The organism is Microbulbifer sp. TYP-18, from assembly GCF_040932045.1.
Lineage (GTDB): Bacteria > Pseudomonadota > Gammaproteobacteria > Pseudomonadales > Cellvibrionaceae > Microbulbifer.
Genome location: NZ_JBFRBC010000013.1, coordinates 47,534 through 67,860 on the forward strand (window position 1 = coordinate 47,534; position 20,327 = coordinate 67,860).

General features: G+C 60.7%; 24 protein-coding genes. 9 read left to right on the forward strand and 15 right to left on the reverse strand.

Translation table 11 applies throughout. From position 1 onward, the window contains the following. Positions 1–621: 621 nt before the first annotated feature. Genes ABVT36_RS11660 through ABVT36_RS11690 form a run of 7 tightly spaced genes read right to left on the reverse strand, consistent with a single transcriptional unit; the run spans position 622 to position 5,471 of the window. Entirely contained in the window at positions 622–1,401 is a 780-nt protein-coding gene (locus ABVT36_RS11660) for a TrmH family RNA methyltransferase (protein ID WP_368456741.1), read from the reverse strand. Further along, positions 1,398–2,270: a Rossmann-like and DUF2520 domain-containing protein gene (locus ABVT36_RS11665; RefSeq protein ID WP_368456742.1), complete on the reverse strand. Its 873-nt coding sequence runs from the start codon at positions 2,268–2,270 to the stop codon at positions 1,398–1,400. The genes ABVT36_RS11660 and ABVT36_RS11665 overlap by 4 nt, the downstream gene beginning before the upstream one ends. Then, positions 2,270–3,028, reverse strand: coding sequence for a pyridoxine 5'-phosphate synthase (locus tag ABVT36_RS11670; protein WP_368456743.1), 759 nt, complete (start codon positions 3,026–3,028; stop codon positions 2,270–2,272). The genes ABVT36_RS11665 and ABVT36_RS11670 overlap by 1 nt, the downstream gene beginning before the upstream one ends. Positions 3,029–3,031: 3 nt before the next feature. Beyond that, positions 3,032–3,625, reverse strand: coding sequence for a peptidylprolyl isomerase (locus ABVT36_RS11675; protein ID WP_368456744.1), 594 nt, complete (start codon positions 3,623–3,625; stop codon positions 3,032–3,034). A gap of 55 nt (positions 3,626–3,680) precedes the next feature. Further along, positions 3,681–4,364, reverse strand: coding sequence for a TIGR04211 family SH3 domain-containing protein (locus ABVT36_RS11680; RefSeq protein WP_368456745.1), 684 nt, complete (start codon positions 4,362–4,364; stop codon positions 3,681–3,683). A gap of 41 nt (positions 4,365–4,405) precedes the next feature. Further along, positions 4,406–4,705, reverse strand: a complete 300-nt coding sequence (locus ABVT36_RS11685) for a YciI family protein (RefSeq protein WP_368456746.1) — start codon at positions 4,703–4,705, stop codon at positions 4,406–4,408. Between the two features lie 46 nt (positions 4,706–4,751). Further along, on the reverse strand, positions 4,752–5,471 hold the full coding sequence (locus ABVT36_RS11690) for a VC0807 family protein (RefSeq protein ID WP_368456747.1): 720 nt from the start codon (positions 5,469–5,471) through the stop codon (positions 4,752–4,754). An 18-nt stretch (positions 5,472–5,489) separates the two neighbouring features. Between ABVT36_RS11690 and ABVT36_RS11695 the strand changes: the two genes are divergently transcribed. The 6 genes from ABVT36_RS11695 to rluB all read left to right on the forward strand — a co-directional run bounded on the left by ABVT36_RS11695 (position 5,490) and on the right by rluB (position 10,308). After that, on the forward strand, positions 5,490–5,621 hold the full coding sequence (locus ABVT36_RS11695) for a hypothetical protein (RefSeq protein WP_367150219.1): 132 nt from the start codon (positions 5,490–5,492) through the stop codon (positions 5,619–5,621). A gap of 94 nt (positions 5,622–5,715) precedes the next feature. Beyond that, entirely contained in the window at positions 5,716–6,618 is a 903-nt protein-coding gene (locus ABVT36_RS11700; RefSeq protein ID WP_368456748.1) for a PHP domain-containing protein, read from the forward strand. Positions 6,619–6,663: 45 nt separating this feature from the next. Then, positions 6,664–7,287 carry an L-threonylcarbamoyladenylate synthase gene (locus ABVT36_RS11705; protein WP_367150217.1) on the forward strand — a complete coding sequence of 208 codons (624 nt, stop codon included), beginning with the start codon at positions 6,664–6,666 and terminating at the stop codon, positions 7,285–7,287. Positions 7,288–7,410: 123 nt separating this feature from the next. Next, positions 7,411–8,337 carry a ScpA family protein gene (locus ABVT36_RS11710; protein WP_367150232.1) on the forward strand — a complete coding sequence of 309 codons (927 nt, stop codon included), beginning with the start codon at positions 7,411–7,413 and terminating at the stop codon, positions 8,335–8,337. Between the two features lie 115 nt (positions 8,338–8,452). After that, a complete protein-coding gene (gene scpB, locus ABVT36_RS11715; protein WP_367150216.1) occupies positions 8,453–9,436 on the forward strand; it encodes an SMC-Scp complex subunit ScpB in 984 nt (327 codons plus the stop codon). A gap of 8 nt (positions 9,437–9,444) precedes the next feature. Then, positions 9,445–10,308, forward strand: a complete 864-nt coding sequence (gene rluB / locus ABVT36_RS11720) for a 23S rRNA pseudouridine(2605) synthase RluB (RefSeq protein WP_368456749.1) — start codon at positions 9,445–9,447, stop codon at positions 10,306–10,308. 170 nt (positions 10,309–10,478) lie between these two features. Here rluB and ABVT36_RS11725 read toward each other — a convergent pair whose 3' ends face one another. From ABVT36_RS11725 to ABVT36_RS11735, 3 genes are all read right to left on the reverse strand, one after another. Then, positions 10,479–11,180 carry an SRPBCC family protein gene (locus ABVT36_RS11725; protein WP_368456750.1) on the reverse strand — a complete coding sequence of 234 codons (702 nt, stop codon included), beginning with the start codon at positions 11,178–11,180 and terminating at the stop codon, positions 10,479–10,481. A gap of 248 nt (positions 11,181–11,428) precedes the next feature. Next, the gene (locus ABVT36_RS11730; protein WP_367150212.1) at positions 11,429–12,805 is read right to left on the reverse strand and encodes an ATP-binding protein; all 1,377 of its coding nucleotides are present in this window, start codon (positions 12,803–12,805) and stop codon (positions 11,429–11,431) included. After that, positions 12,805–13,518, reverse strand: a complete 714-nt coding sequence (locus tag ABVT36_RS11735) for a response regulator (protein ID WP_368456751.1) — start codon at positions 13,516–13,518, stop codon at positions 12,805–12,807. The genes ABVT36_RS11730 and ABVT36_RS11735 overlap by 1 nt, the downstream gene beginning before the upstream one ends. Before the next feature lie 172 nt (positions 13,519–13,690). On the opposite strand from ABVT36_RS11735, the gene ABVT36_RS11740 reads away from it, so the two are divergent. The 3 genes from ABVT36_RS11740 (at position 13,691) to ABVT36_RS11750 (ending at position 15,632) form a co-directional block, all read left to right on the forward strand. Then, on the forward strand, positions 13,691–14,158 hold the full coding sequence (locus tag ABVT36_RS11740; protein WP_368456752.1) for a Spy/CpxP family protein refolding chaperone: 468 nt from the start codon (positions 13,691–13,693) through the stop codon (positions 14,156–14,158). A 549-nt stretch (positions 14,159–14,707) separates the two neighbouring features. Next, positions 14,708–15,259 carry a flavodoxin gene (locus tag ABVT36_RS11745; protein ID WP_368456753.1) on the forward strand — a complete coding sequence of 184 codons (552 nt, stop codon included), beginning with the start codon at positions 14,708–14,710 and terminating at the stop codon, positions 15,257–15,259. 4 nt (positions 15,260–15,263) lie between these two features. Beyond that, positions 15,264–15,632 carry a hypothetical protein gene (locus ABVT36_RS11750; protein ID WP_367150208.1) on the forward strand — a complete coding sequence of 123 codons (369 nt, stop codon included), beginning with the start codon at positions 15,264–15,266 and terminating at the stop codon, positions 15,630–15,632. Positions 15,633–15,731: 99 nt separating this feature from the next. On the opposite strand, the gene dapE is transcribed toward ABVT36_RS11750, so the two are convergent. The 5 genes from dapE to dapC form a co-directional block, all read right to left on the reverse strand. Next, positions 15,732–16,859: a succinyl-diaminopimelate desuccinylase gene (gene dapE / locus ABVT36_RS11755; protein WP_368456754.1), complete on the reverse strand. Its 1,128-nt coding sequence runs from the start codon at positions 16,857–16,859 to the stop codon at positions 15,732–15,734. A 96-nt stretch (positions 16,860–16,955) separates the two neighbouring features. Continuing rightward, a complete protein-coding gene (dapD, locus tag ABVT36_RS11760) occupies positions 16,956–17,987 on the reverse strand; it encodes a 2,3,4,5-tetrahydropyridine-2,6-dicarboxylate N-succinyltransferase (protein WP_368456755.1) in 1,032 nt (343 codons plus the stop codon). 47 nt (positions 17,988–18,034) lie between these two features. Beyond that, complete coding sequence (locus ABVT36_RS11765; protein WP_368456756.1) at positions 18,035–18,400, reverse strand: ArsC family reductase; 366 nt, start codon at positions 18,398–18,400, stop codon at positions 18,035–18,037. 4 nt (positions 18,401–18,404) lie between these two features. Beyond that, on the reverse strand, positions 18,405–19,076 hold the full coding sequence (nth, locus tag ABVT36_RS11770) for an endonuclease III (protein WP_368456757.1): 672 nt from the start codon (positions 19,074–19,076) through the stop codon (positions 18,405–18,407). An 11-nt stretch (positions 19,077–19,087) separates the two neighbouring features. Further along, on the reverse strand, positions 19,088–20,260 hold the full coding sequence (gene dapC, locus ABVT36_RS11775; protein WP_368456758.1) for a succinyldiaminopimelate transaminase: 1,173 nt from the start codon (positions 20,258–20,260) through the stop codon (positions 19,088–19,090). Positions 20,261–20,327 lie beyond the last annotated feature (67 nt).

Consider the following 20,327-nt stretch of genomic DNA (forward strand, 5'->3'; position numbering starts at 1 on the left):
TGATGGTGCTCAAGGCACCACCGCTGAAAAAATTGACACTTCATCTGCAAAATTAATGAGCTAGCGGCTCTGGCGATAGTGGTGACGCTAGAGTTGAAAATCAGCCTTTCATTCTTCTTTTTACGGCGATGGGTTAAAGCCCATGTTGATATTTGAGCGGGGCTAAACGGTGGTTGCGGGATACTCTGACCTGCAGTCGCCGCCGGTTCCTCCCCACTCACCAGTCAAATCCTTTCCACAGCGATTGACTTGTCGCACCTGAGGCTGCAGTTAGCTCTTGTTCTTGCAATCAGCCTTTTATTGTGCCTGTTAACTCATTGATTTTAATCGGTTTATTGGTTTGATTAAATTTTCTTCACAAAACGGTTACAAAGGTATCACGGGCTCTGGGCAGGAATTCGGGTAATTTGCCCACAAAGCTATCCACAGTTTCTGTGGACTGGTGGCGGCGGTATCCTGTCTTGACAATCAATTTTTTGTCGGACGGGATAAAACTGACGTCTAAAGGTAATTGAAACAGTGGACAGCTTTTTATGCGGGCCTTTTGGGGCACCTTTGGTGTGGCAAAAACCACCCCTGAAGAAGCGGTTGTGGTCCACCTGGTGGGAGGGATGAAAACAGTCAGCCGCGCTGGCGAAAACTGATCAGTGCGGCGGTGACCGCAACGTTGAGACTTTCCACATTGTTGTGCATGGGAATCCGTACCCAGTCGGAACAACATTGTTCCACCGATGCACTGACCCCGCGGGTCTCATTGCCGACCACGAAAATTGTCACCGCATCGGTGCGGAAAGCTGCCAGTGTGTCCCCGGCATGGGACGAGAGTCCACAGATACGCGCACCTGCGCGGCGGAACTGTTGCAGGGCTGGAGCCAGTTCGTCACAACGCAACAGGCGAGTCCTGAACAGGGTGCCGGCACTTGCCTTGATAACCAATGGGTCTATCTGTGCGCCACCTTTGCGGGGCAGGATGATGCCGTCCATGCCGCCGGCGCAGGCGGAGCGAATAATCATGCCGAGGTTTTGCGGATTGGTAATACCATCCAGTGCCAGCAATTCGCAGGGTTGGGTGCAAGTCTTCAGCTGGGTGTCGATAAATGTATCCACAGAGCCATAGCTGGGCAGGGCGAGATCCAGTGCCACCCCCTGGTCCTGGCGGCCGTTTTTGGAGATGCGTGCCAGTTGTTTGCGGTCGTGGTAGGCGACCTCTATCTGCCGCTGCTGGGCCAGTTGCTCTATCCGCGCCACTATCTGATCGCTGCGGTTGCTCTCTGCCAGGTGCAGTTTATGCACCGGCAGGGTGGGATCTTCCAGCGCTTCCAGCACAGGTTTACGGCCGTAAATGGTCAGCAGGCTATCGAAGAAGGCGCGTTTTTGCAGATACTCTGGGGAATCTTTCACAGCTGTGCTTCGCTGAAAACTTTTACCATGCGCTCTGCGTCACCCTCTGGCAGCCCCGAGCGTCGGGCCAGTCCCACACAGGCCAGGCCCAGCCGGCGATAGTGTTCCGCCAGGGTGGTGTCCACCTTTTCCAGGGCCCGGAGCTGCGTACTGACAGTTTCCACATCGCCGCGGACGACTGGTCCAGTCAGGGAGGCTTCCGGCCCCAGCCGCATATTGTTTTGTGCCGTCTGCTCCACAATCGGTTTGAGCAGTTTCAGGGCCTCTGCGCGCGGGATGCCGGCGGCGGCGAAGGACAACAGGCTGATATCCATCAGCACCGACAGGTAGTTGCAGGCGAACACCGAGCCGGCGTGGTAGAGGGATTTGTTTTCCACCGCCAGGTCCAGGGTCTCGCAACCGATTGCCGCAAAGGCGCGGCGCAACAGTGCCAGGGCGGTCGCGCCGCCCTCGATGGCGACGCTGGTACCGGCCAGTGTTTCCACCGAGTGTGCCGGGTCGGCGAAGCTGTGTACCGGATGGGCACTGGCAACCTGCTCGGGATCACAGGGAGCCAGGAGGGTTGAGCTGAGGGCGCCGCTGCAATGGAAAACAACGCTAGGCGCGGAACTCCGGCGCACCCGCTCGCCCAACCGGGCGGCCGCCGCGGCCAGTTCGCCGTCGGGGGTGGCGATCAGCCAGCAGTCGGCGTCCGGCATAGCGCCGATGGACTCCGCCGGCGCGCCGGCGCCGATAAACTCGCAGGCCGCGGCGGCGCTGGCCGGGTTGCGGTTGCACACCGAGCCAACTCTGAAGAAGCCGTTTCTGTGCCACACACAGCCCAGCGTTCTGCCCAGCCTGCCGGCGCCGATGATGTTGAGGCTCGGCATCAGTCGCCCGAGAGACAGCGCAGGTAGGCGTAGACTGCGTTTTCCAGCCCCATATTCAGAGCGTCCACGGTGAGGGCGTGGCCGATGGAAACTTCCTGCAGGCCGGGGAGGCTGCGATAGCGGGGCAGGTTGAGCAGATTCAGATCGTGGCCGGCATTCACTCCCAGGCCCAGTTGCAGGGCGTGTTCCGCGGCGGCGCAGTGGGCGGCAAAAATCCGCTCGAGATCCGGGCTCTGCTGCGCTGCGGCCCAGGCGTAGGGCCCGGTGTACAATTCGATACGGTCGGCACCCAGTTCCCGCGCCAGGGATATCTGCTCCAGATCCGGATCCATAAACAGGCTGACGCGGATATTGGCCGCTTTCAGTGCACTTATCACTGGCTCCAGGCGGTCGCCGTCCCGGGTGAGATCAAAACCGTGATCGGACGTCAGCTGATCGTTGCTGTCGGGCACCAGGGTGCACTGGTGTGGACGCGCTTCCATTACCAGCGCCAGCAGCCCCGGATAGTCCCCCATGGGTTCTGCGAAGGGGTTGCCTTCCACATTGAACTCGACTCCGCTAAATCCTGCGCAGAGCGCGGCCAGGTCGCGCGCATCCTGGGGCCGGACATGGCGCTGGTCCGGGCGCGGGTGCACGGTCAGTCCCTGGGCGCCGGCGTCGAGACACTGGCGGCCGTGGGCCACCAGATCCGGGAAGTTGCCCGGGCGGGAATTGCGAATCAGGGCGATTTTGTTGAGATTGACGCTGAGCGCGATCACTGTTTAGCCCCCTTGCGGATCATCGGTTGCGACAGTGGCCGCCGCGGCCTTGCGTCGTGCAGAGAGAATGCGTACCGGTATATTGGGTGCATTGGGAAAGGCGCGGTAGAGTCCGCGGGGCTGCGCGACGATTTTGTCCACTACCGCCATGCCCTCCACAACCCGGCCGAATACTGTGTAGCCGGTGTTACTTCCCTGCGCATCCAGGTGGGCATTGTGTTTGAGGTTGATGAAAAACTGTGAGGTGGCGCTGTCGGGATTGTTGTGGCGCGCCATGGCCAGGGTGCCGCGAAAATTCTTAAGGCCATTGTCGGATTCATTGGTGACCGGGTCGCGGGTTTCCTTTTGCTGGAAATCAAATGTCAGGCCGCCGGTTTGGGCCATGAAATCCGGAATCACCCGGTGAAAAATAACGCCGTCGTAGAAGCCCTTGTCTACATAGCCCAGGAAGTTCTCTACGGTGGCCGGTGCCTGAGCTGGATAGAGTTCAATCTGTATGGTGCCCAGATCGGTTTTCAATTCCACCTGCGGATTGTCGGCCACCGCCGACAATCCGGTAATTGTTCCCAACAAAAAAATCACTATTCGCGCGATCATCGGTTATCCCTCATACCGTGTCAGGCCGCGCAGCGGCCCGAGAATTGTGTTTGGATCAGTTGGCCCACTCCGAGCGGCGCCGGCGGGGGCGCAAATGCGGGGCTATCATTGCCAGAACAGCACCCAGCAGCACCGCCGCGGCGCCATACATAAAGCGCTTGTGGGAGTCGCTGTCGGACAGTCGCTGAATTTCCGCCTCTGCCATGGACTGCTTCTGCTGCACCAGTTCGTACTGTTGCAGCAGCTTCTGGTGGCGCTGATTCAGTGACACCGCATCTGCGGACAGTGTCTTCAGGTCTTTGAGTTCTCCGGCCAGCTGGGCTGACTTTGTCTGTTCCGCGCTGAGGGCAGTGCTCAACTCCCGGTTCTCGGTCTCCAGGCGGCGCACTTCACCACCCAGATTGCCCTCCATTTGTTCGAAGCGCCTCAGGCTGGCTTCCACCTGTTGCAGTTTGATTTCGGCCACCGGCTCCGACACAAGATACTGGCGGCGCACCCAGCCCTCCTGTCCAGCGGGAGTGCGAACCCGGGACCAGCCGTCCTCCGGGTCGTCCTCCAGAAGGGTCAACCTGGTGCCGCTTGGCAGGCCGCGGTGAAGGATACGGAATTCGCCGCCCTTACCGGAGCGCATGGGTACATGCAGCTGGTCTGTAATAAAGCGGGTTGAGCCGCTCTGGGCGGAGGTGGCTGTGCTGAGTGCGACCAGAATCGCCGCGGTGAGGCCAGTCAATCGTTTCATCTTTCTGATACAACTTATTATCGGTTAATTGAGATATTTATTCAGGGCAGAACCGGTTTAAAAGGTTTAACGGTTACGTTGGCGTAGACATTGGCAGCAACATAGGGGTCCCGGTCAGCCCAGTCCTGGGCTTCCTCCAGCGACGGGAACTCCGCCACCACCAGACTGCCGCTGAAGCCGGCAGCACCGGGATCTTCACTGTCTATGGCGGGATGGGGGCCGGCCAGCAACAGGCGGCCTTCATCCTTGAGGCGTTGCAGGCGCGCAATATGCTCCGCGCGCGCGCCCTGGCGCAGCGCCAGGCTGTCGTTCACGTCTTCGCTGATAATGGCGTACCACATGGAAACTGTGCCCTTATAATCGAAATTGTACCCGGCTTGCGCGCATCTACTGTGCCACCACCACTTCCTCCAGCTTGAGGCCGGTCAGCTTGCCGATGCGGCGAAACAGGAAGAATAGGGTCAGCATGAGAATTAGTGTCGCCGGTAGAGCGATTACGGGAAAACTCAGCGCGGTCATTTTACCCAGCTCCTCGTTGAATGCCTCGGTTCCGGGGGGGCTCTGCAACAGCACCTTGGCCAGGATATAGTTCAGTGTGGAGGACAGGAAAAAAGAGCTGGCCACCATCCACGAAGCGAGAGCGAGAGTCCGTTCGAAGAGGCCTTCATTGCCCTTTTGGGCCAGTGCCTGGGCTATTTTTGCGGTGTTTAGAATGCGGTCGTTGTACAGCAGGGTTTTCACCAGCGGCCAGCGCGTATAGAGCGAGACTACAGTGGCGGCGCCGAGCAAACCGGGGATGGCGGCTTCCTTAATGGCGATGTACTTCGCATCCAGTTCCAGCAGACTCATACCACCGGTCAGGGTAATACTGATGATACCCAGTGCGGAAAAAAAGTTGACCCGGCCCGATTGCAGCAGGTCGCGCCCGCCGTAGATGAGGGGAAAAGCCAGTGCGACCACTATTGCCAACTTGGTACCCAGCCACTGGTCACCGGACAGTTTGGTCAGGATGACCGTGGGGATCACGATGTTCAGCAGCAGATTTGCCAGCAGGCTTTCTTTTTTCGGCCGCTCGGTGGTGGATATGGTCTGATCGGTTTCGGTCATGCTCTATTCCGGTAATATATGGCCGCGAAGAAAATCAGTGTGCTCCTGGCGAAAAACCGGGAATTGTCCGCCCGACTCCACAGTCGCTACCTCTACCAGCGGCTTTCCCGGACCTCGCCGGCCCACTGGTGTAGTGGCGCCTGTTCCTGAATTTAAGCCGTTCGCCGGTATGACAGCGATGGGTATTAATCGTTCCGGCGGTGATTTTCCGCCATTTTGAGTGCAGCTGGAGACAAATATCCCAATGGAAGTCACCGCTTCAGATCTGCCTGATCTGCACTGTCACAGCACTGCCTCAGACGGTATTTTAAGTCCTGAGGAGCTGGTGTCGAGAGCCCGTTGCCAGGGCGTGACCATATTGGCCCTGACCGATCACGACACTGTGTCCGGAGTCGCTGCCGCGCGTCGGGCGGGCCAACGTGAGGGCGTGACCATAGTGCCGGGGATCGAGTTTTCCACCCGCTGGGGCAGGCGGCAGGTACATGTGGTGGGGCTGAATATCGACGCTGAATCCGCGGTACTGGAGGCGGCGGTTGGAGAGCGGGACCTGTTGCGCCGCAAGCGTGCTGAACGAATCGCGGCGCGACTGGCACAGCGCGGATTTGCGGGTGCTTTGGCGGGCGCGCGCAGCTTCGCCGGGCAGAGTGGCGTATTGGGGCGGCCGCATTTTGCCCGCTGGTTGGTAGAGGCCGGCCATGTGCAGGATGTGGCGCGGGCATTCCGGCGCTACCTGGGTGCGGGCAAGGCGGGCGATGTGGCCGTGGAGTGGCCGCAGCTGGCAGAGACGATCGCCAGTATCGAGGCCGCCGGTGGAACCGCAGTATTGGCCCACCCCCTCAAGTACGGCTTCACGCGGACACAGTTGCGCCAACTACTGATAGATTTCCATCGCGCTGGCGGCGCGGCGGTAGAACTGATGTGCGGTCGTCAGAACCCCACCCAGACCCGGGATCTGCGCCAGCTGCTGGCCTCGGTGGCGAGGGAAACCCACGCGGAACCACTGCTGTGTTCAGTCGGCAGTGATTTCCATCAGCCGGGCCAGAGCTGGCGCGAGTTGGGGTGCGTTCGCCTGCCGGAGGACGTCGAGCCGGTGTGGAATCTGTGGCACACTAACCCATTGGAACGGGGCCGGCCAGTCGACACCTGAGGTGCCTGCCGGCCCGGCGGGAAGTGTTGACGCAAGGGGGTAAATGTGGCGCAGTTTTTTCAGATTCATCCGGACAACCCGCAGGGGAGGCTGATTGCCCAGGCGGTGGATATCATCGCCTCCGGAGGGGTAATCGTGTTCCCCACCGATTCCGCCTACGCGGTGGGTTGCCGGCTCGGGGACAAGCTGGCGCTGGAGCGTATCCGCGCGCTGCGCCAGCTGGACAAGCAGCACAATTTTACCCTGATGTGTCGCGATCTTTCCGAGTTGGCCACTTATGCCAAGGTGGACAATCAGATGTTTCGCCTGCTGAAAAACCACACTCCGGGACCTTTCACCTTCATTATGCCCGCCACCGCAGAGGTCCCGCGCCGCCTGATGCACCCAAAGCGCAAAACCATCGGCCTGCGTGTGCCGGACAATGCCATCGCCCAGGCGCTGTTGGAGGGGTTGGGCGAGCCTCTGATGAGTTGCAGCCTGATTATGCCGGGGGATGTCCAACCGCTGACCGACCCTTTCGATATCCGCACCAGTCTGGAACACCAGGTGGAGCTGGTGATCGACGGCGGCTTCTGTGGTCTGGAAGCGACCACCGTGGTGGACCTCACCGGCGAGGAGCCCCAGCTGATCCGCCACGGTTGTGGCGAAATAGGTGAAATTGCCAGCTGACAGCGCCGGTACCATGTATAATTGATCGTTTGTGTTTTGTGAAGGCGGGGCCGTGTGTCCAACGAACAATTGATAGCCGAGGTGGGTGAGCCGAACGGGGTGCCAGCGGGTGCCGGGGACTCGCTGGAGGCCGATGCTGTCCCGGAGCCGGCGGTCACTGCCGATACGGAATCACCCCGCCAGGGCGAAATGCCGTTTGCATTGGTGCGGGGCCAGGCTTTTACCGAGCTGCCTGCGGATCTCTATATTCCCCCGGATGCACTGGAGGTGATTCTGGAGGCCTTTGAGGGGCCACTGGATCTGCTGCTGTATCTGATCCGCCGCCAGAACCTGGATATTCTTGAGATCAACGTCGCCGACATTACCCGTCAGTACATGGCGTATGTGGAGATGATGACGGCCATTCGCTTTGAGTTGGCGGCCGAGTATCTGGTGATGGCCGCCATGCTGGCGGAAATCAAATCCCGCATGCTGTTGCCGCGACCGCCGGAGGCCGAGGAGGAAGAGGGCGAAGACCCCCGTGCAGCCCTGATCCGCCGCCTGCAGGAATACGAACGCTTTAAAGCCGCCGCGGAGGACCTGGATGAGATTCCGCGCATGGGGCGCGATACCCACCAGCTGGTGATCAAAGGCCCTGATCGCAATGCCACCCGCCCGGACCCGGAGGTTTCCATGCGCGAGGTGCTGGTGGCCCTGGCCGATGTTTTGCGCCGCGCAGATATGTTCGAAAGCCACCAGGTGCAGCGGGAAAAGCTGTCCACCCGCGAGCGCATGACCCAGGTGTTGGATCGTATCCGCCACCGCCAGTTCGTGCCTTTTGTCAGCCTGTTCACTGTGGGGGAAGGGCGCCTCGGTGTGGTGGTGACGTTTCTCGCGGTGATGGAGCTGGTGAAAGAGTCGCTGGTGGAACTGGTACAGAATCAGGCGTTCGGGCCCATACATGTGCGCGCCGCCGGCCAGGAGCCGGAGGAAGCTGAGCCTCAATTCCAGGATGCCGCACTTGAGGACGGACTGGACCCAGCGGTGGCGGTAGGGGCGGAGATTTCCTGAGCGCCGATGCGAAGTCGATAGTTTTGCCGCGAATTGCGCTGAGCGAAAGCCCTGACCGGGCAATTCAACGAGTTGCCGGGTTAATAGTGGTAAATATAGTGTTTAGAGTAAAGACATGACAATTGCCCCAGAATTGTTGCGCCGCGTCGTCGAGGGTGCTCTGCTGGCTTCGGGCCAGTCACTTAGCGAGGACAAGTTGCTGTCGTTGATCGAAGAGGGCGAGCGGCCGGAAAAGGCCCAGTTGCAGGCGACTTTGCGGGAAATTGCCGACAGTTGTGCCGAGCGGGGTTTCGAGCTGCGCCAGGTGGCCAGCGGCTGGCGCTTTCAGGTGCCCCAGGATCTGGCGCCCTGGGTGAACCGGTTGTGGGAAGAGAAGCCGCAAAAATACTCCCGGGCGGTACTGGAGACACTGGCTATCATCGCCTACCGGCAGCCAATCACCCGCGGCGATATCGAAGAGATTCGCGGTGTGGCGGTGAGTTCCCACATTGTGAAAACCCTGGCGGAGCGGGGTTGGATCAAGGTGGTGGGACATCGGGATGTGCCGGGCAAGCCAGCGCTCTACGCGACCACCAGGGAATTTCTCGACCACTTTAACCTGCGCACTCTGGACGACCTGCCGACATTGGCGGAGATTCGCGATATCGACAGCCTCAACCAGGCCCTGGATTTGAGCGGTGCGCCGGGTTCCGCCGACGACAGCGGGGCCCTGGCCCCCGTAGCGTTGGCGCAGGGCGAGGATACCCCCGAGTCCGCCGATGAGAATCCACCGCCGGTCGACGATGGACAGTCCCTTGCCGACGACGCGGGTGTAGCTGAGGTAGAGGCGGCCGCGGAGCCTGAAGCGGAGCGACACTCACCGCAGGACGAGCCGGTCCCCAATGGCAGCGATACCGGCGGCGGCACCATTTTCCCGGCAATTGCCCCCGAGTTTGAACCACTGGCGGTTGCGCCGGCGGAGAGCGGCATGGTGGTGGAGCCGAGTTTGTCTGTACTGCCGGCCAGCAGCCTGTTCGATAGTGGGGGCGATCATGTTGACCAAGCAGAAGCGCTGCCACCGGCGGAACAGGAACTGCGTGAAACCGAAGAAACGGAATAGCTGACTTGATGACTGAAGACGCGGCGCCTGCCGGCGAGAAACTGCAAAAAGTACTGGCGCGCGCGGGCCTGGGCTCCCGCCGTGAAATGGAGCGGGCCATTGAAGCTGGCAGGGTCAGTGTAAACGGCACAGTGGCGCAATTGGGCGAGCGGGTTACCGGAAGCGATCTGGTTGAACTCGATGGCCGCAAGCTGCCGGTCGAGCGGGAAGACCGCTGTAGAGTCATCCTGTACAACAAGCCGGTGGGCGAGATCTGTTCCCGTCACGATCCGGAGGGCCGCCCCACTGTGTACGACAGGCTGCCACGCCTGCGCAGTGGCAGGTGGGTATCCGTAGGGCGCCTCGATTTCAATACCAGCGGACTGCTGCTGTTCACCAATAGCGGTGAGCTGGCCAACAAGTTGATGCACCCCTCGTCCGTGATCGACCGGGAATATCTGGTGCGTGTGCAGGGCCAGGTGGATGAGGAAATGAAACAGCGTTTGCTGACCGGTGTACTGCTGGACGACGGCGTGGCGCGCTTTACGGATATTGTGGACAGTGGTGGTGAGGGCAACAACCGCTGGTTCTACTGTGTTGTGATGGAGGGGCGCAACCGCGAAGTACGGCGCCTGTGGGAGAGCCAGGGCGCGCGGGTCAGCCGCCTGAAAAGAGTGCGCTTCGGCAATGTGTTTATCCCCTCACAGGTACGGGTCGGCCAGTGGATCGAAATGGAGCCCCGGGATATCGACGACCTCTGCGTTACTGCGGGTTTGCCCAAATTAAGTCAGCGCCCGCTGACCCAGGACGAAAAGAGCAATCTGCAGCGCCAGAGGCGCAAGCTGCGCAAGCCGCCGGCCGCCGGCCTGCGCGGGGGCCGGCCAAAGCACTAGCAGGTTGTTGAAAAAGCCCTTCCTGGCTTTCCACAACCAGGGTTTGCGGCGCATGTCCGCAAACCCTCCACGACAAATCAAGCAGTTACATGCTTGATTTGCGGCCCGAACATCCCTGTTCGGGACAGCAGGCCGTTGAAAAAGGCCGCGCCAGCAGCCCGCGCGACCTCTCAGTGCCTGTTTTCCTCAACGGGCTCTTCCGCCTCTTCTTCCAGCATCGTGGAATCCGCAGGTTCGGAACCGGACTCGACAGGAGCGCTGTTTTGCGCGGGGGACTGGGTACTGGCGCCCGGGCTGGTATCAGAGTCCGATTCGCCGCCGGCGGTGGCGGCCGGAGGGCTGGACGGGTCCGGTGACGATTCCGCGATCGCTTTCAGTTTTTGCAAGCCCTGGCCGTAGGATTCCCCCACCATGTTTTTCACCACTACACCCATCCAGCGGGCCACCGGACCTTCGCCCATGTCGCTGCTGAAAGACCAGGTGATGTTGGTGCCGCTACCCTGCGGCTGCAGGCGGAATTCCGCCACTGCCGTGCCCTGGCCGTCGAAATCCAGGCTGGTGCGCACCAGTGAAAAAGGCTCGCTGGCGGTGATGGTTTGGCTGCCACTGCCAACATCGTCGGAATCGCTGCTCCAGCTCATGGATGCCCCGACGCCTTCGGCTGCCCCCCCGTAGCTGTATTGGGTCTCCGGGTCCAGGTGATACCAGGGCGACCAGCGGTTGAAGTTATGGAAGTTGTTCACATAGGGGAATACCACAGGCGGCGGCTTGGCGATGTAGACGCTGCGTTCCACTGTAACTTGCCGCGGAAACAGAAAACCGGCGAACACCAGTAGGATGAGAAAGCCGAGTGTGTAGAGTATCCAACGCATAGCCAAGCCCTTTTGTTATTCATTTGATGGTTGTGGTCAGGCATGTACTGCAGCCGTGCTCTGTGGCAGTTTAATCCCTCGCGGGCCCTCGGGCCAATTCCCCGGTTGAATAGTGTGCTGACAGTGGGCTAAGGCCGGTTCGGATGTCGCCTTTAACAGATTGCCGCTAAGACTTTGCCGGCAATCTGTTGTTTATCCCATAACTTACTTAATGGCCCCGGGGTAGTTGCACCTGGCGGCGCCGGTGGTTACTCCAGGTCCGCGCGGATACGGGGCAGTTCGACGGTAATACAGAGGCCGCCGCTGGGCGCGTTGCGGGCAGAAATACTGCCGCCATGCTGCAGCACAGTCCGGTGGGTGATGGCCAGCCCCAGTCCAAAACCACCACTCTCCCGGGTGCGCGCATCGTCCGTGCGGTAGAAGGGCCTGAAAATCGCCTGCAGTTCCTTTTCCGGGACCCCGGCGCCGGAATCGATCACCCGTATCCGGCACTTTTCGCCGAGGGTGTCGAGCACAATGGACACCAGACCGCCCTCGGGGCTGTACTTGATCGCGTTGCGCAAAATGTTTTCCAGAGCAGCTGTGAGCGAGCTGCCGCGGGTGGCGATGAGTATTTCCTCCGCGGCCAGGTGGAGCTGGAAGTGTAGCTGCCGGCTGCCCGCCTCCGCCTGCAGGTCCTCCACCAGTGCCTGGATCAGGCTGCGCAGTTCTACGACGTCATCCATCGGCCGCTGGTCGCTGCCGGCCACGGGCAGCGAAAGTACATCGGCGATGATGTCCTGCAGATAGTCCGCGGCCTTGCCTATTTTATCCAGCTCCTGGTTCAGCAGCCCTGAGTCTTTCTGTCGCGCTATACCCAGGGCGACCTGCAACCTGGCCAGGGGGGAGCGCAGTTCGTGGGATACATCCTTGATCAGGCGTCTTTGCTCCGCGGTGGATTCCTGTAGCTGAGCAGTCATGGAGTCGAAATCCTGCGCCAGGTCGGTCAGCTCCGCACTGCGGCTGTGCAGGCTTGGGGCGACACGGTAGTCGAGTTCTCCCGCGGCCACCCGGCGGGTGGCCGCGCGCAGCTGGTCCAGCGGTCGGCTCAAATAGCGCGCCAGCCAATAGCTGGCGAGACCGGAAGCCAACATGGACAAGGCGATAATCTGCCAGAAACTGCGCAATATGAACCTGAACAACAATTCCTCTTTGCTGCTGCCAACGGTAAAGGCCACCCGCAGGCTGCCACCATCCCGCTGGGGGTAAAAAAACCCAACCGTGGGCTTGTTGTCGATCATCGCCTGGGCTTCCCGATTGCGGTAATTGAGGCGTTGGAACAATGGTGCCATATTCTTTGGCAGCGACCGGCCCAAAATTTCGTCACCGGCGCGATTGATGGCGTAGATACGGTTTTGTACTTCCCGGGGCTGGTTGTCCAGCCACAGGCGGAAGTAATCGGTGCCGTGGCGGCGGGTCATGCGCAGGTTTCGCGACACTTCGCGGAACAGGGCCGCGCCCTCCCAGCGATCCTCCCGGCTGGGGTCGCCAAAGCCGCGAAAGTGGGTGACATAGATGGTGGTCAACACCATGACCGCCGCGGTGATCCAGGCACCAAAAAAAGTTTTCCAGAACAGACTCCGCATCAGCTGGCGGCACTCCGGGTGAGTTTGTAACCGGCGCCGCGGATATTGATGATCAGATCCCGGCTGGCGCCCTGTTCCGACAGTTTCTTGCGGATATTGCTGACGTGCACATCGATAGACCGGTCGTAGGGCATGAGTTTGCGTCCCAGGGCCGTTTCGGTCAGCACTTCCTTGCTCACCACATTGCCCGCCTGCTCTGTCAGAACCTTGAGTACCGCAAACTCGGCGCCGGTCAGGTGCAGGGGCTGTCCGGCCCAGAAACCCTGGTGCTCAGCCGGCAGCAGGCGCAGGTCGCCGCTGGTCAGCTGGTCGCCCTCGTGGCCAGCGGGTGTCTCCGGGCGTCCGCGGCGCAATACGGCGCGCAGGCGTGCGGCCAGTTCGCGCGGATTGCAGGGTTTGGGCAGGTAGTCGTCGGCTCCCATTTCCAGGCCGACAATACGGTCTACGGTATCCCCTTTGGCGGTCAGCATCAGCACTGGCAGTGAGCGGCTGGTCCCACGGGTTTCATCGCGCAGCATGCGCAGCAGCTCGAAACCGTTGTGCACCGGCAGCATCACATCTAGTACCAATGCATCGAAACTCTCGTCCCGGGCCAGCCGCAAGCCACTGCCGCCGTCGTTGGCGACGCTCACTTCGAAGCCCTCTCCCACCAGGAATTCGCTCAGCAGGTCGGTCAGTTCGGTGTCGTCGTCCACCAGTAGAATACGGTTCATGCCATGCTCCTGAAAATGTTGTCCCATTATATGCAATGCGATGGCGCGTAAAATTGCTTCTGGTGATGGCTTTTACTGTTCTTAACAGTTGTTAACTGCCCCTGGACCCACATTTACCGATGGGAACTCTAGTATCTAGGTTGTGACCACAGCTTAATTAGAGGAAGAGCCAATGCAAAATCGAATATCGAAATTGGGTAGTTTCCTGTTGGCGGGTGCCCTGGTCGCACCTGCGGCGGTTCTTGCCCACGGTGGCGAAGACGGTGACCGAGGGATCTACCGGCAGAAGTTTGAACGGATGGCCGAGCAATTGAACCTCACCGAGGGGCAGAGGGCGCAGCTCAAGACCGATCGCGCCGCCGGTCGGGAAATTCGCCGGGACCAGAAGCGGGAGATACGAGACCTGCGCCGGCAGGTGCGGGAATCGGTCCGCTCAGGTGCGGATCAACAAACCCTGGACAAGCTCGGGGCTGAACTGGGTCGCCTGGAAGTGGCGCGCATGCGGCAGACGCAGTTGATGCAGCAACAGTTTGAAGCGATTCTCACCGACGAGCAAAAAGCCAAGCTGCAGCAAATACGCAGCGAGCGCCAAGAGCGCTGGCAAAAGCGCAGCGCGGATCGTCTGCAAAAACCGCGTTAGGGCCCGTTCACACTGCTAATCCGGCAATCCAAAAGGTGATTCCCCATCCACTGGATTGTGGTCCTTGAAAAGCTGGGCAAATTCGCCGGATCGCTCATTTTTCAAGGGGTTGCGCTGGTCTCCACCCGGTGGCGGTACATCCTTGTACACCATCAACCCGGCGACTTATTTAAAACTCCTGTGCGACTGGCCGGGTTCTTAAGTCAGTATCGCCCGGCCGCTTCTGTGCTTGTGACCCCCCCGCGCCCGCGGGGGCTTTTTCCGTAGCGCGGGATTGCCGCGTCCCTATACCGCCCCGGCAGTCATGGCTGCCAGATTTATGGTCGCGGGAAAGCGGCTGTTATAGTGTCCGTTTGCCCCTGGGGTGGGTCGTCCCCGGTCCGCTGGGGCCCGGCATCGGCGGCGCCGGCGGACGGGTAGATTTCCGGCTTGCTGTCGGTCTTCTTTGTTGGGAAAATACTGCGCCTTTCCCCGGCCCCGATCCACTGTCCCGGCCCCATGATGCGTAAGCGCCTGGCTGTCTTGGAGGATCCAATCGTAGGAGTGACTGTGAGTAATATCGGCCTGTTTTTTGGCAGTGACGACGGCAACACCGAAGGCGTGGCACTGCGGATTTGCGCCCGTCTCGGGGTAGAGCGGGTGGACCTGTACGATATTGCCGATGTGACTCAGCTGGAGATTGCGGGCTACCAGCAGCTGATTTTCGGTATCCCTACCTGGGATTTTGGCCAGCTGCAGTCGGACTGGGAGGATTTCTGGCAGGATCTGCAGGAAATCGACTTCAGTGGCAAGACAGTCGCGTTGTTTGGTCTGGGTGACCAGTTCGGCTACGGTGACTATTTTCTGGATGCGATGGGTATGCTCCACGATGTGGTCACGGCCAATGGGGCTGCCGTTGTCGGCCACTGGTGCACTGAGGGATACGAATACGAGGCATCCAAAGCGGAAATTCCAGGCGAGGGCAAATTTGTCGGTCTGGGTATCGATGAGGACCAGCAGGAGGAGCTGACCGGCGAGCGAATGAATCGCTGGTGTCGCCAGATTGCCGAGGAGTTTGGCTTGAAAGGTGGCGCCGGCGCGATTAAAGAGCTGGACGACTAACCCCATGAAAGACTCTCTGGCTTTTACTGAGTTCTGGACCTGGCTGGTGGAACACCTGAACTGCATTGTGCGTGCCGGCACCTCCGACTCGGTGATCTATGATGCGGAAGATTATCACTGGCGCCTGACGCAGGAGGATCCACGCACTCTGCTGGTGCAGGTGATGCGTGGCAAGCGGCCGGTGGCGGAGATGTTTGTCGAGCCGGAGCATGTGTCTTCGGTGAGCATCACACAGGGTGAGCGCGGCGAGTTCAACTTCGATCTGTTGTCCGATGTACAGGGACAGCCCCAGGTCATTTATTACTTTGTCCTCTGTCACGGGTTCGAGCAGGCGGAGCAGGGTGCCCACGGGGAGCACGGACGCCTGCACTGAGTTGCCGCGTTTGTGGCGCTCGCCCCTACGCCTCTTCTCTATCCCGTCCGGCAGTCCTCCACTAAACGGCCAGTGCCGACTTAGGTCCGGAATGGTATCTCAACCCAGCAGTTCGTCGAGTATCCCCCGGTAGATGTCTTTGAGCTGGTCCAGATCCGATGCGGTGACATGCTCGTTCACCTGGTGGATGGTTGCATTCACCGGCCCGAGTTCCACCACCTGGGCGCCGGTCGGCGCAATGAATCGTCCGTCGGAGGTGCCGCCGGCGGTGGACAGTTGCGCGGCCTCTCCAGCAGTGGATTTGATGGCAGTCTGGGCCGCCGCCACCAGGGCTCCCTCCGCAGTGAGGAATGGCTGCCCGGACAGGTTGAAGTCGGCGGCGTAATTGAGCCCGTGGCGGTCGAGGATTGTCCGGGCGCGCTGCTCCAGCTCCCGGGCGCTGGTTTCGGTGGAAAATCGCCAGTTGCATATCACCCGGACCTCACCGGGAACGACATTGGTAGCGCCGGTGCCGCCGTTGATATTGGATACCTGGAAGCTTGTGGGGGGGAAGCAGTCGTTACCCTGGTCCCACTGCTCGGCGGCCAGCTCTGCCAGGGCCGGGGCCAGCCGGTGTATGGGGTTGTCCGCCAGGTGTGGATAGGCTACATGACCCTGGACCCCGAACACTGTCAGTTCCAGCCCCAGGGATCCCCGGCGGCCATTTTTGATGGTGTCGCCGACCCGCTCGCTGCTGGAGGGTTCCCCCACCAGGCACCAGTCGATCTTCTCACCCCGCTCCTGCAGCCACTCCACCACTTTTACGGTGCCGTCTTTGGCGGGCCCCTCCTCGTCGCTGGTGAGTAGAAAAGCGATACGGCCCCTGTGGTCCGGGTGCGATTGCACAAATTCCTCGCAGGCCACAACCATGGCCGCCAGTGAGCCTTTCATATCGGCGGCACCGCGCCCGTAGAGGCGGCCATCCTCGATGACCGGTTCAAAGGGCGGGTGTTGCCAGCTCTCCGCCGGCCCTGTGGGGACGACATCGGTGTGGCCGGCGAATGCGAACAGCGGGCCGGTTTCACCACGCACTGCCCAGAGGTTGTCGGTATCGCCGCGGCGCAGACTGGTGATCTCGAAGCCGATGCTCGCCAGGCGCTCTGCGATCAAGGGCATGCAGCCGGCGTCGTCCGGGGTCAGGGAAGGCAGGCGGATCAGATCGCAGGCGAGTTGCAGCGTGGGGGTCATGGGGGCGGCCTCCTGGCCCCGGTGCGAACCCGCTGTCCGCCCGGGTGATGTGCTGATGGGCGCAGGGCCCCGGAATAGGGTTGTCGGGCCATCCGTTTAGCTGCTGTGCAGTGCCTCGTTCAGCGCTACCCGACTCTTGTTGGTCAGGCATTCCACGGCGCCGTTGGTAGAGTTGCGCCGGAACAGCAGGTCCGATGCACCGGCCAGATCGCGGGCTTTGATGTATTCCACCAGTTCGCCGCTATCGTCCAGCAGCGCCACTTTGGTACCGGCGGTAATATAGAGCCCGGCCTCCACTATGCAGCGGTCGCCCAGTGGGATTCCGATACCGGAATTGGCGCCCAGCAGGCAGTTCTCTCCGACGGCAATTACTATGTTGCCGCCGCCGGACAGGGTGCCCATAGTGGAGCATCCACCACCCAGGTCGGAGCCGGCGCCCACGAATACTCCGGCGGAAATACGGCCCTCTACCATGCCCGGTCCCTCGGTACCGGCATTAAAGTTAACGAAGCCCTCGTGCATGATGGTGGTGCCGGCACCGAGATAGGCACCGAGGCGCACCCGTGCCGTGTGTGCGATGCGCACACCCTGAGGTACCACGTAGTCGGTCATTTTGGGGAACTTGTCCACGCAGGCCACATTCAGGGTTTCGCCCTGGAGCCTCGCCTCCAGCTGACGTTGCGGCAGTTCCTCCAGGTCGATGGCACCCTGATTTGTCCAGGCCACCGTGGGCAGTGTGGCAAAAATTCCCTCCAGTCGGGTCTGGTGTGGTTTGACCAGCCGGTGGGACAGCAGGTGCAGTTTCAGGTAGGCCTCGGGCACCGATGCCGGTGCGTCGTCGGTGTAGAGGAGTGTCGCCACCAAAGGGCACTGGCTGCTTGAGAATTGTCGCAGGAGTTGCGCCTGTTCCTCCGCGCCGGCGGCTTGCAGTCCCTCCGCCAGGGGTTGCAGGTGGGTGGGGTCCAGGGCAATCGCCCGGTTGCCGCCGTCGACTTTCAACACAGTGGCGACAGCACTGCTGACGTCCGCGGAGGGAGCCAGCAGCGGGGCCGGGTAATAGACCTCCAGCCATTCACCCCGTCGGTTGCAGGTGCCTATGCCAAATCCGATTCCGTACATCTCGCTCATGTGGTGACTGCTCCTTACTCTACTGTTGCAATCCAATAGATGATCCCTCACTGACTGGATTGTCGCCCTAATAAATCCGCAAAAGCACTGGCTTGAAATCCAAACTGAACGCCGCCGGCGCTGACAGTGACCGGGCGCTTGATCAGTGTTGGGGTCTTGCGGGCAATGGAGGCGGCTGCGGCGTTGTCCATGGATGCCTGCTGCTCCCCGCTCAGTGCGCGCCAGCTGGTGGAGCGCCGGTTGAGTACCTGCTCCCACCCGAAGCTATCCAGCCATTGCTGCAGTGGGACCCCTTCCATGCCGTCTTCACGGAAGTCGTGGAAGTGGTAGTTTACACCGTTGGTTTCCAGCCATTTGCGGGCCTTTTTAACGGTGTCGCAGTTTTTGATGCCGTAGACAGTGATCCTTGCCATTAAATCAAGCCTTTCTGGTTAACTTGGGTTTTTTTCGTGCCGGGTAGCAGCTGGTGCAAATCTCACACACGGTGCCATCACAGCCGCGGGCGGTGCAATACTCGCGGCCGTAAAAAATGATCTGCAGGTGGAGTTTGTTCCACCTGTCCTGTGGAAACAGCCGTTTCAGATCCTTTTCGGTCAGGGCGACGTTTTTGCCACTAGTCAGCCCCCAGCGCTGGGCCAGGCGGTGAATGTGGGTGTCCACCGGAAAAGCCGGATGCCCAAAAGCCTGCGACATGACCACGCTGGCGGTTTTGTGGCCGACGCCCGGCAGCGTTTCCAGTGCCGCCATGTTTTCCGGCACCTTGCCGTGATACTCGTTGACGAGAATTTTCGACAGCTGGCTGATGGCTTTGGACTTTTGCGGAGACAGGCCGCAGGGGCGGATGACTGCGCGGATCTCGTCTACGGGAACCCCGGCCATGTCTTCCGGAGTGCGCCCCAGTTGCCAGAGCCCAGGCGTCACCTGATTGACCCGCTCGTCGGTGCACTGTGCCGATAGCAGCACTGCCACCAGCAGGGTATAGGGGTCGCTGTGGTCGAGCGGGACAGGGGTTTCCGGGTAGAGCTCCTCCAGCCGCCGCTGGATAAAAGCGACCCTTTCCGCTTTGAGTAGATTGCGTGGTTGTTCCATGGTACTCCGGTTTAACTGCAAAATTCCCTGATGCGATATGCGGCTTCCTCGCACTCCTCCAGGGTCGCCACCAGCGCTATGCGCACATGGGCATCGCCGGGATTTGTCCCTCCCACTTCCCGCGCTAGGTAGCGGCCGGGCAGAACCGTGACGTTTTGTTGGAGAAACAGTTCGCGCGCGAAGGTTTCACCGGCACCGACTCTGGGCCAGAGATAAAAGCCGGCCTGGGGATGGGCTGTATCCAGGAGGCCGCCCAGAATCCGCAGCACTGCCGCGAATTTCTTGCAGTAGAGGGCGCGGTTTCGCCGCACATGCTGTTCGTCCCTCCAAGCGGCCACCGAGGCGTGCTGGGTGGGCAGTGGCATGGCGCAGCCGTGGTAGGTGCGATAGAGCAGAAACCGCTCCAGCAGGTGGGCGTCGCCGGCGACAAATCCCGAGCGCAAGCCGGGTAGATTAGACCGTTTGGAAAGGCTATGGAAGACGACGCAGCGGCGGAAATCGTCTCTGCCCATTTCGGCGCAGACCTGCAGCAGCCCGGCGGGCGGGTTTTCCTCGTCGAAGTAGAGTTCGGAATAGCATTCATCCGCCGCGATTACGAAGTCATGGTCGTCCGCCAGGCGAATCAGCCGGCGCAGGTCTTCGCTCTCCAGCAGTGCGCCGGTGGGATTGCCGGGTGTGCACAGGTAGAGCAGGCCGCACTGGCGCCAGACGTGATCGGGAACAGAGTCGAAATCCGGCTTGAACCCGGTCTGTGGGGTGCAGTTGACGAAGTGGGGGACACCGCCGGCGAGCAGGGCGGCGCCCTGGTAAATCTGGTAAAACGGGTTGGGTATCAACACCCTTGTGCCTGGAGCAATCACCGTTTGGGCAAAGGCAAAAAGTGCTTCGCGGGTACCGTTCACCGGCAATACCTGGCTGTCGGCATCCACCCCTTTGAGTTGATAGCGCCGGCTCAGCCAGCCGGCGATGGTCTGCCGCAGCAGGTCTATGCCTTTGGTGGCCGGATAGGTGGCCAGCTTGTCCAGGTTGTCCGCCAGCGCATGGCGCACTGACTGGGGCGGCTCATGTTTGGGTTCCCCGATGGATAGACCTATGTGGGGCTTGTCCGCCGGTGTTAGTCCCGATGTCAGTGCAGCCAGCCTGGTAAACGGGTAGGGTTGCAGCTGTTGCAGATTTGGATTCATTATTCCTCCAGAGCAAATCAAGCGGTTACATGCTTGGTTTGCGGCCCGAACACCCCCTGTTCGGGAC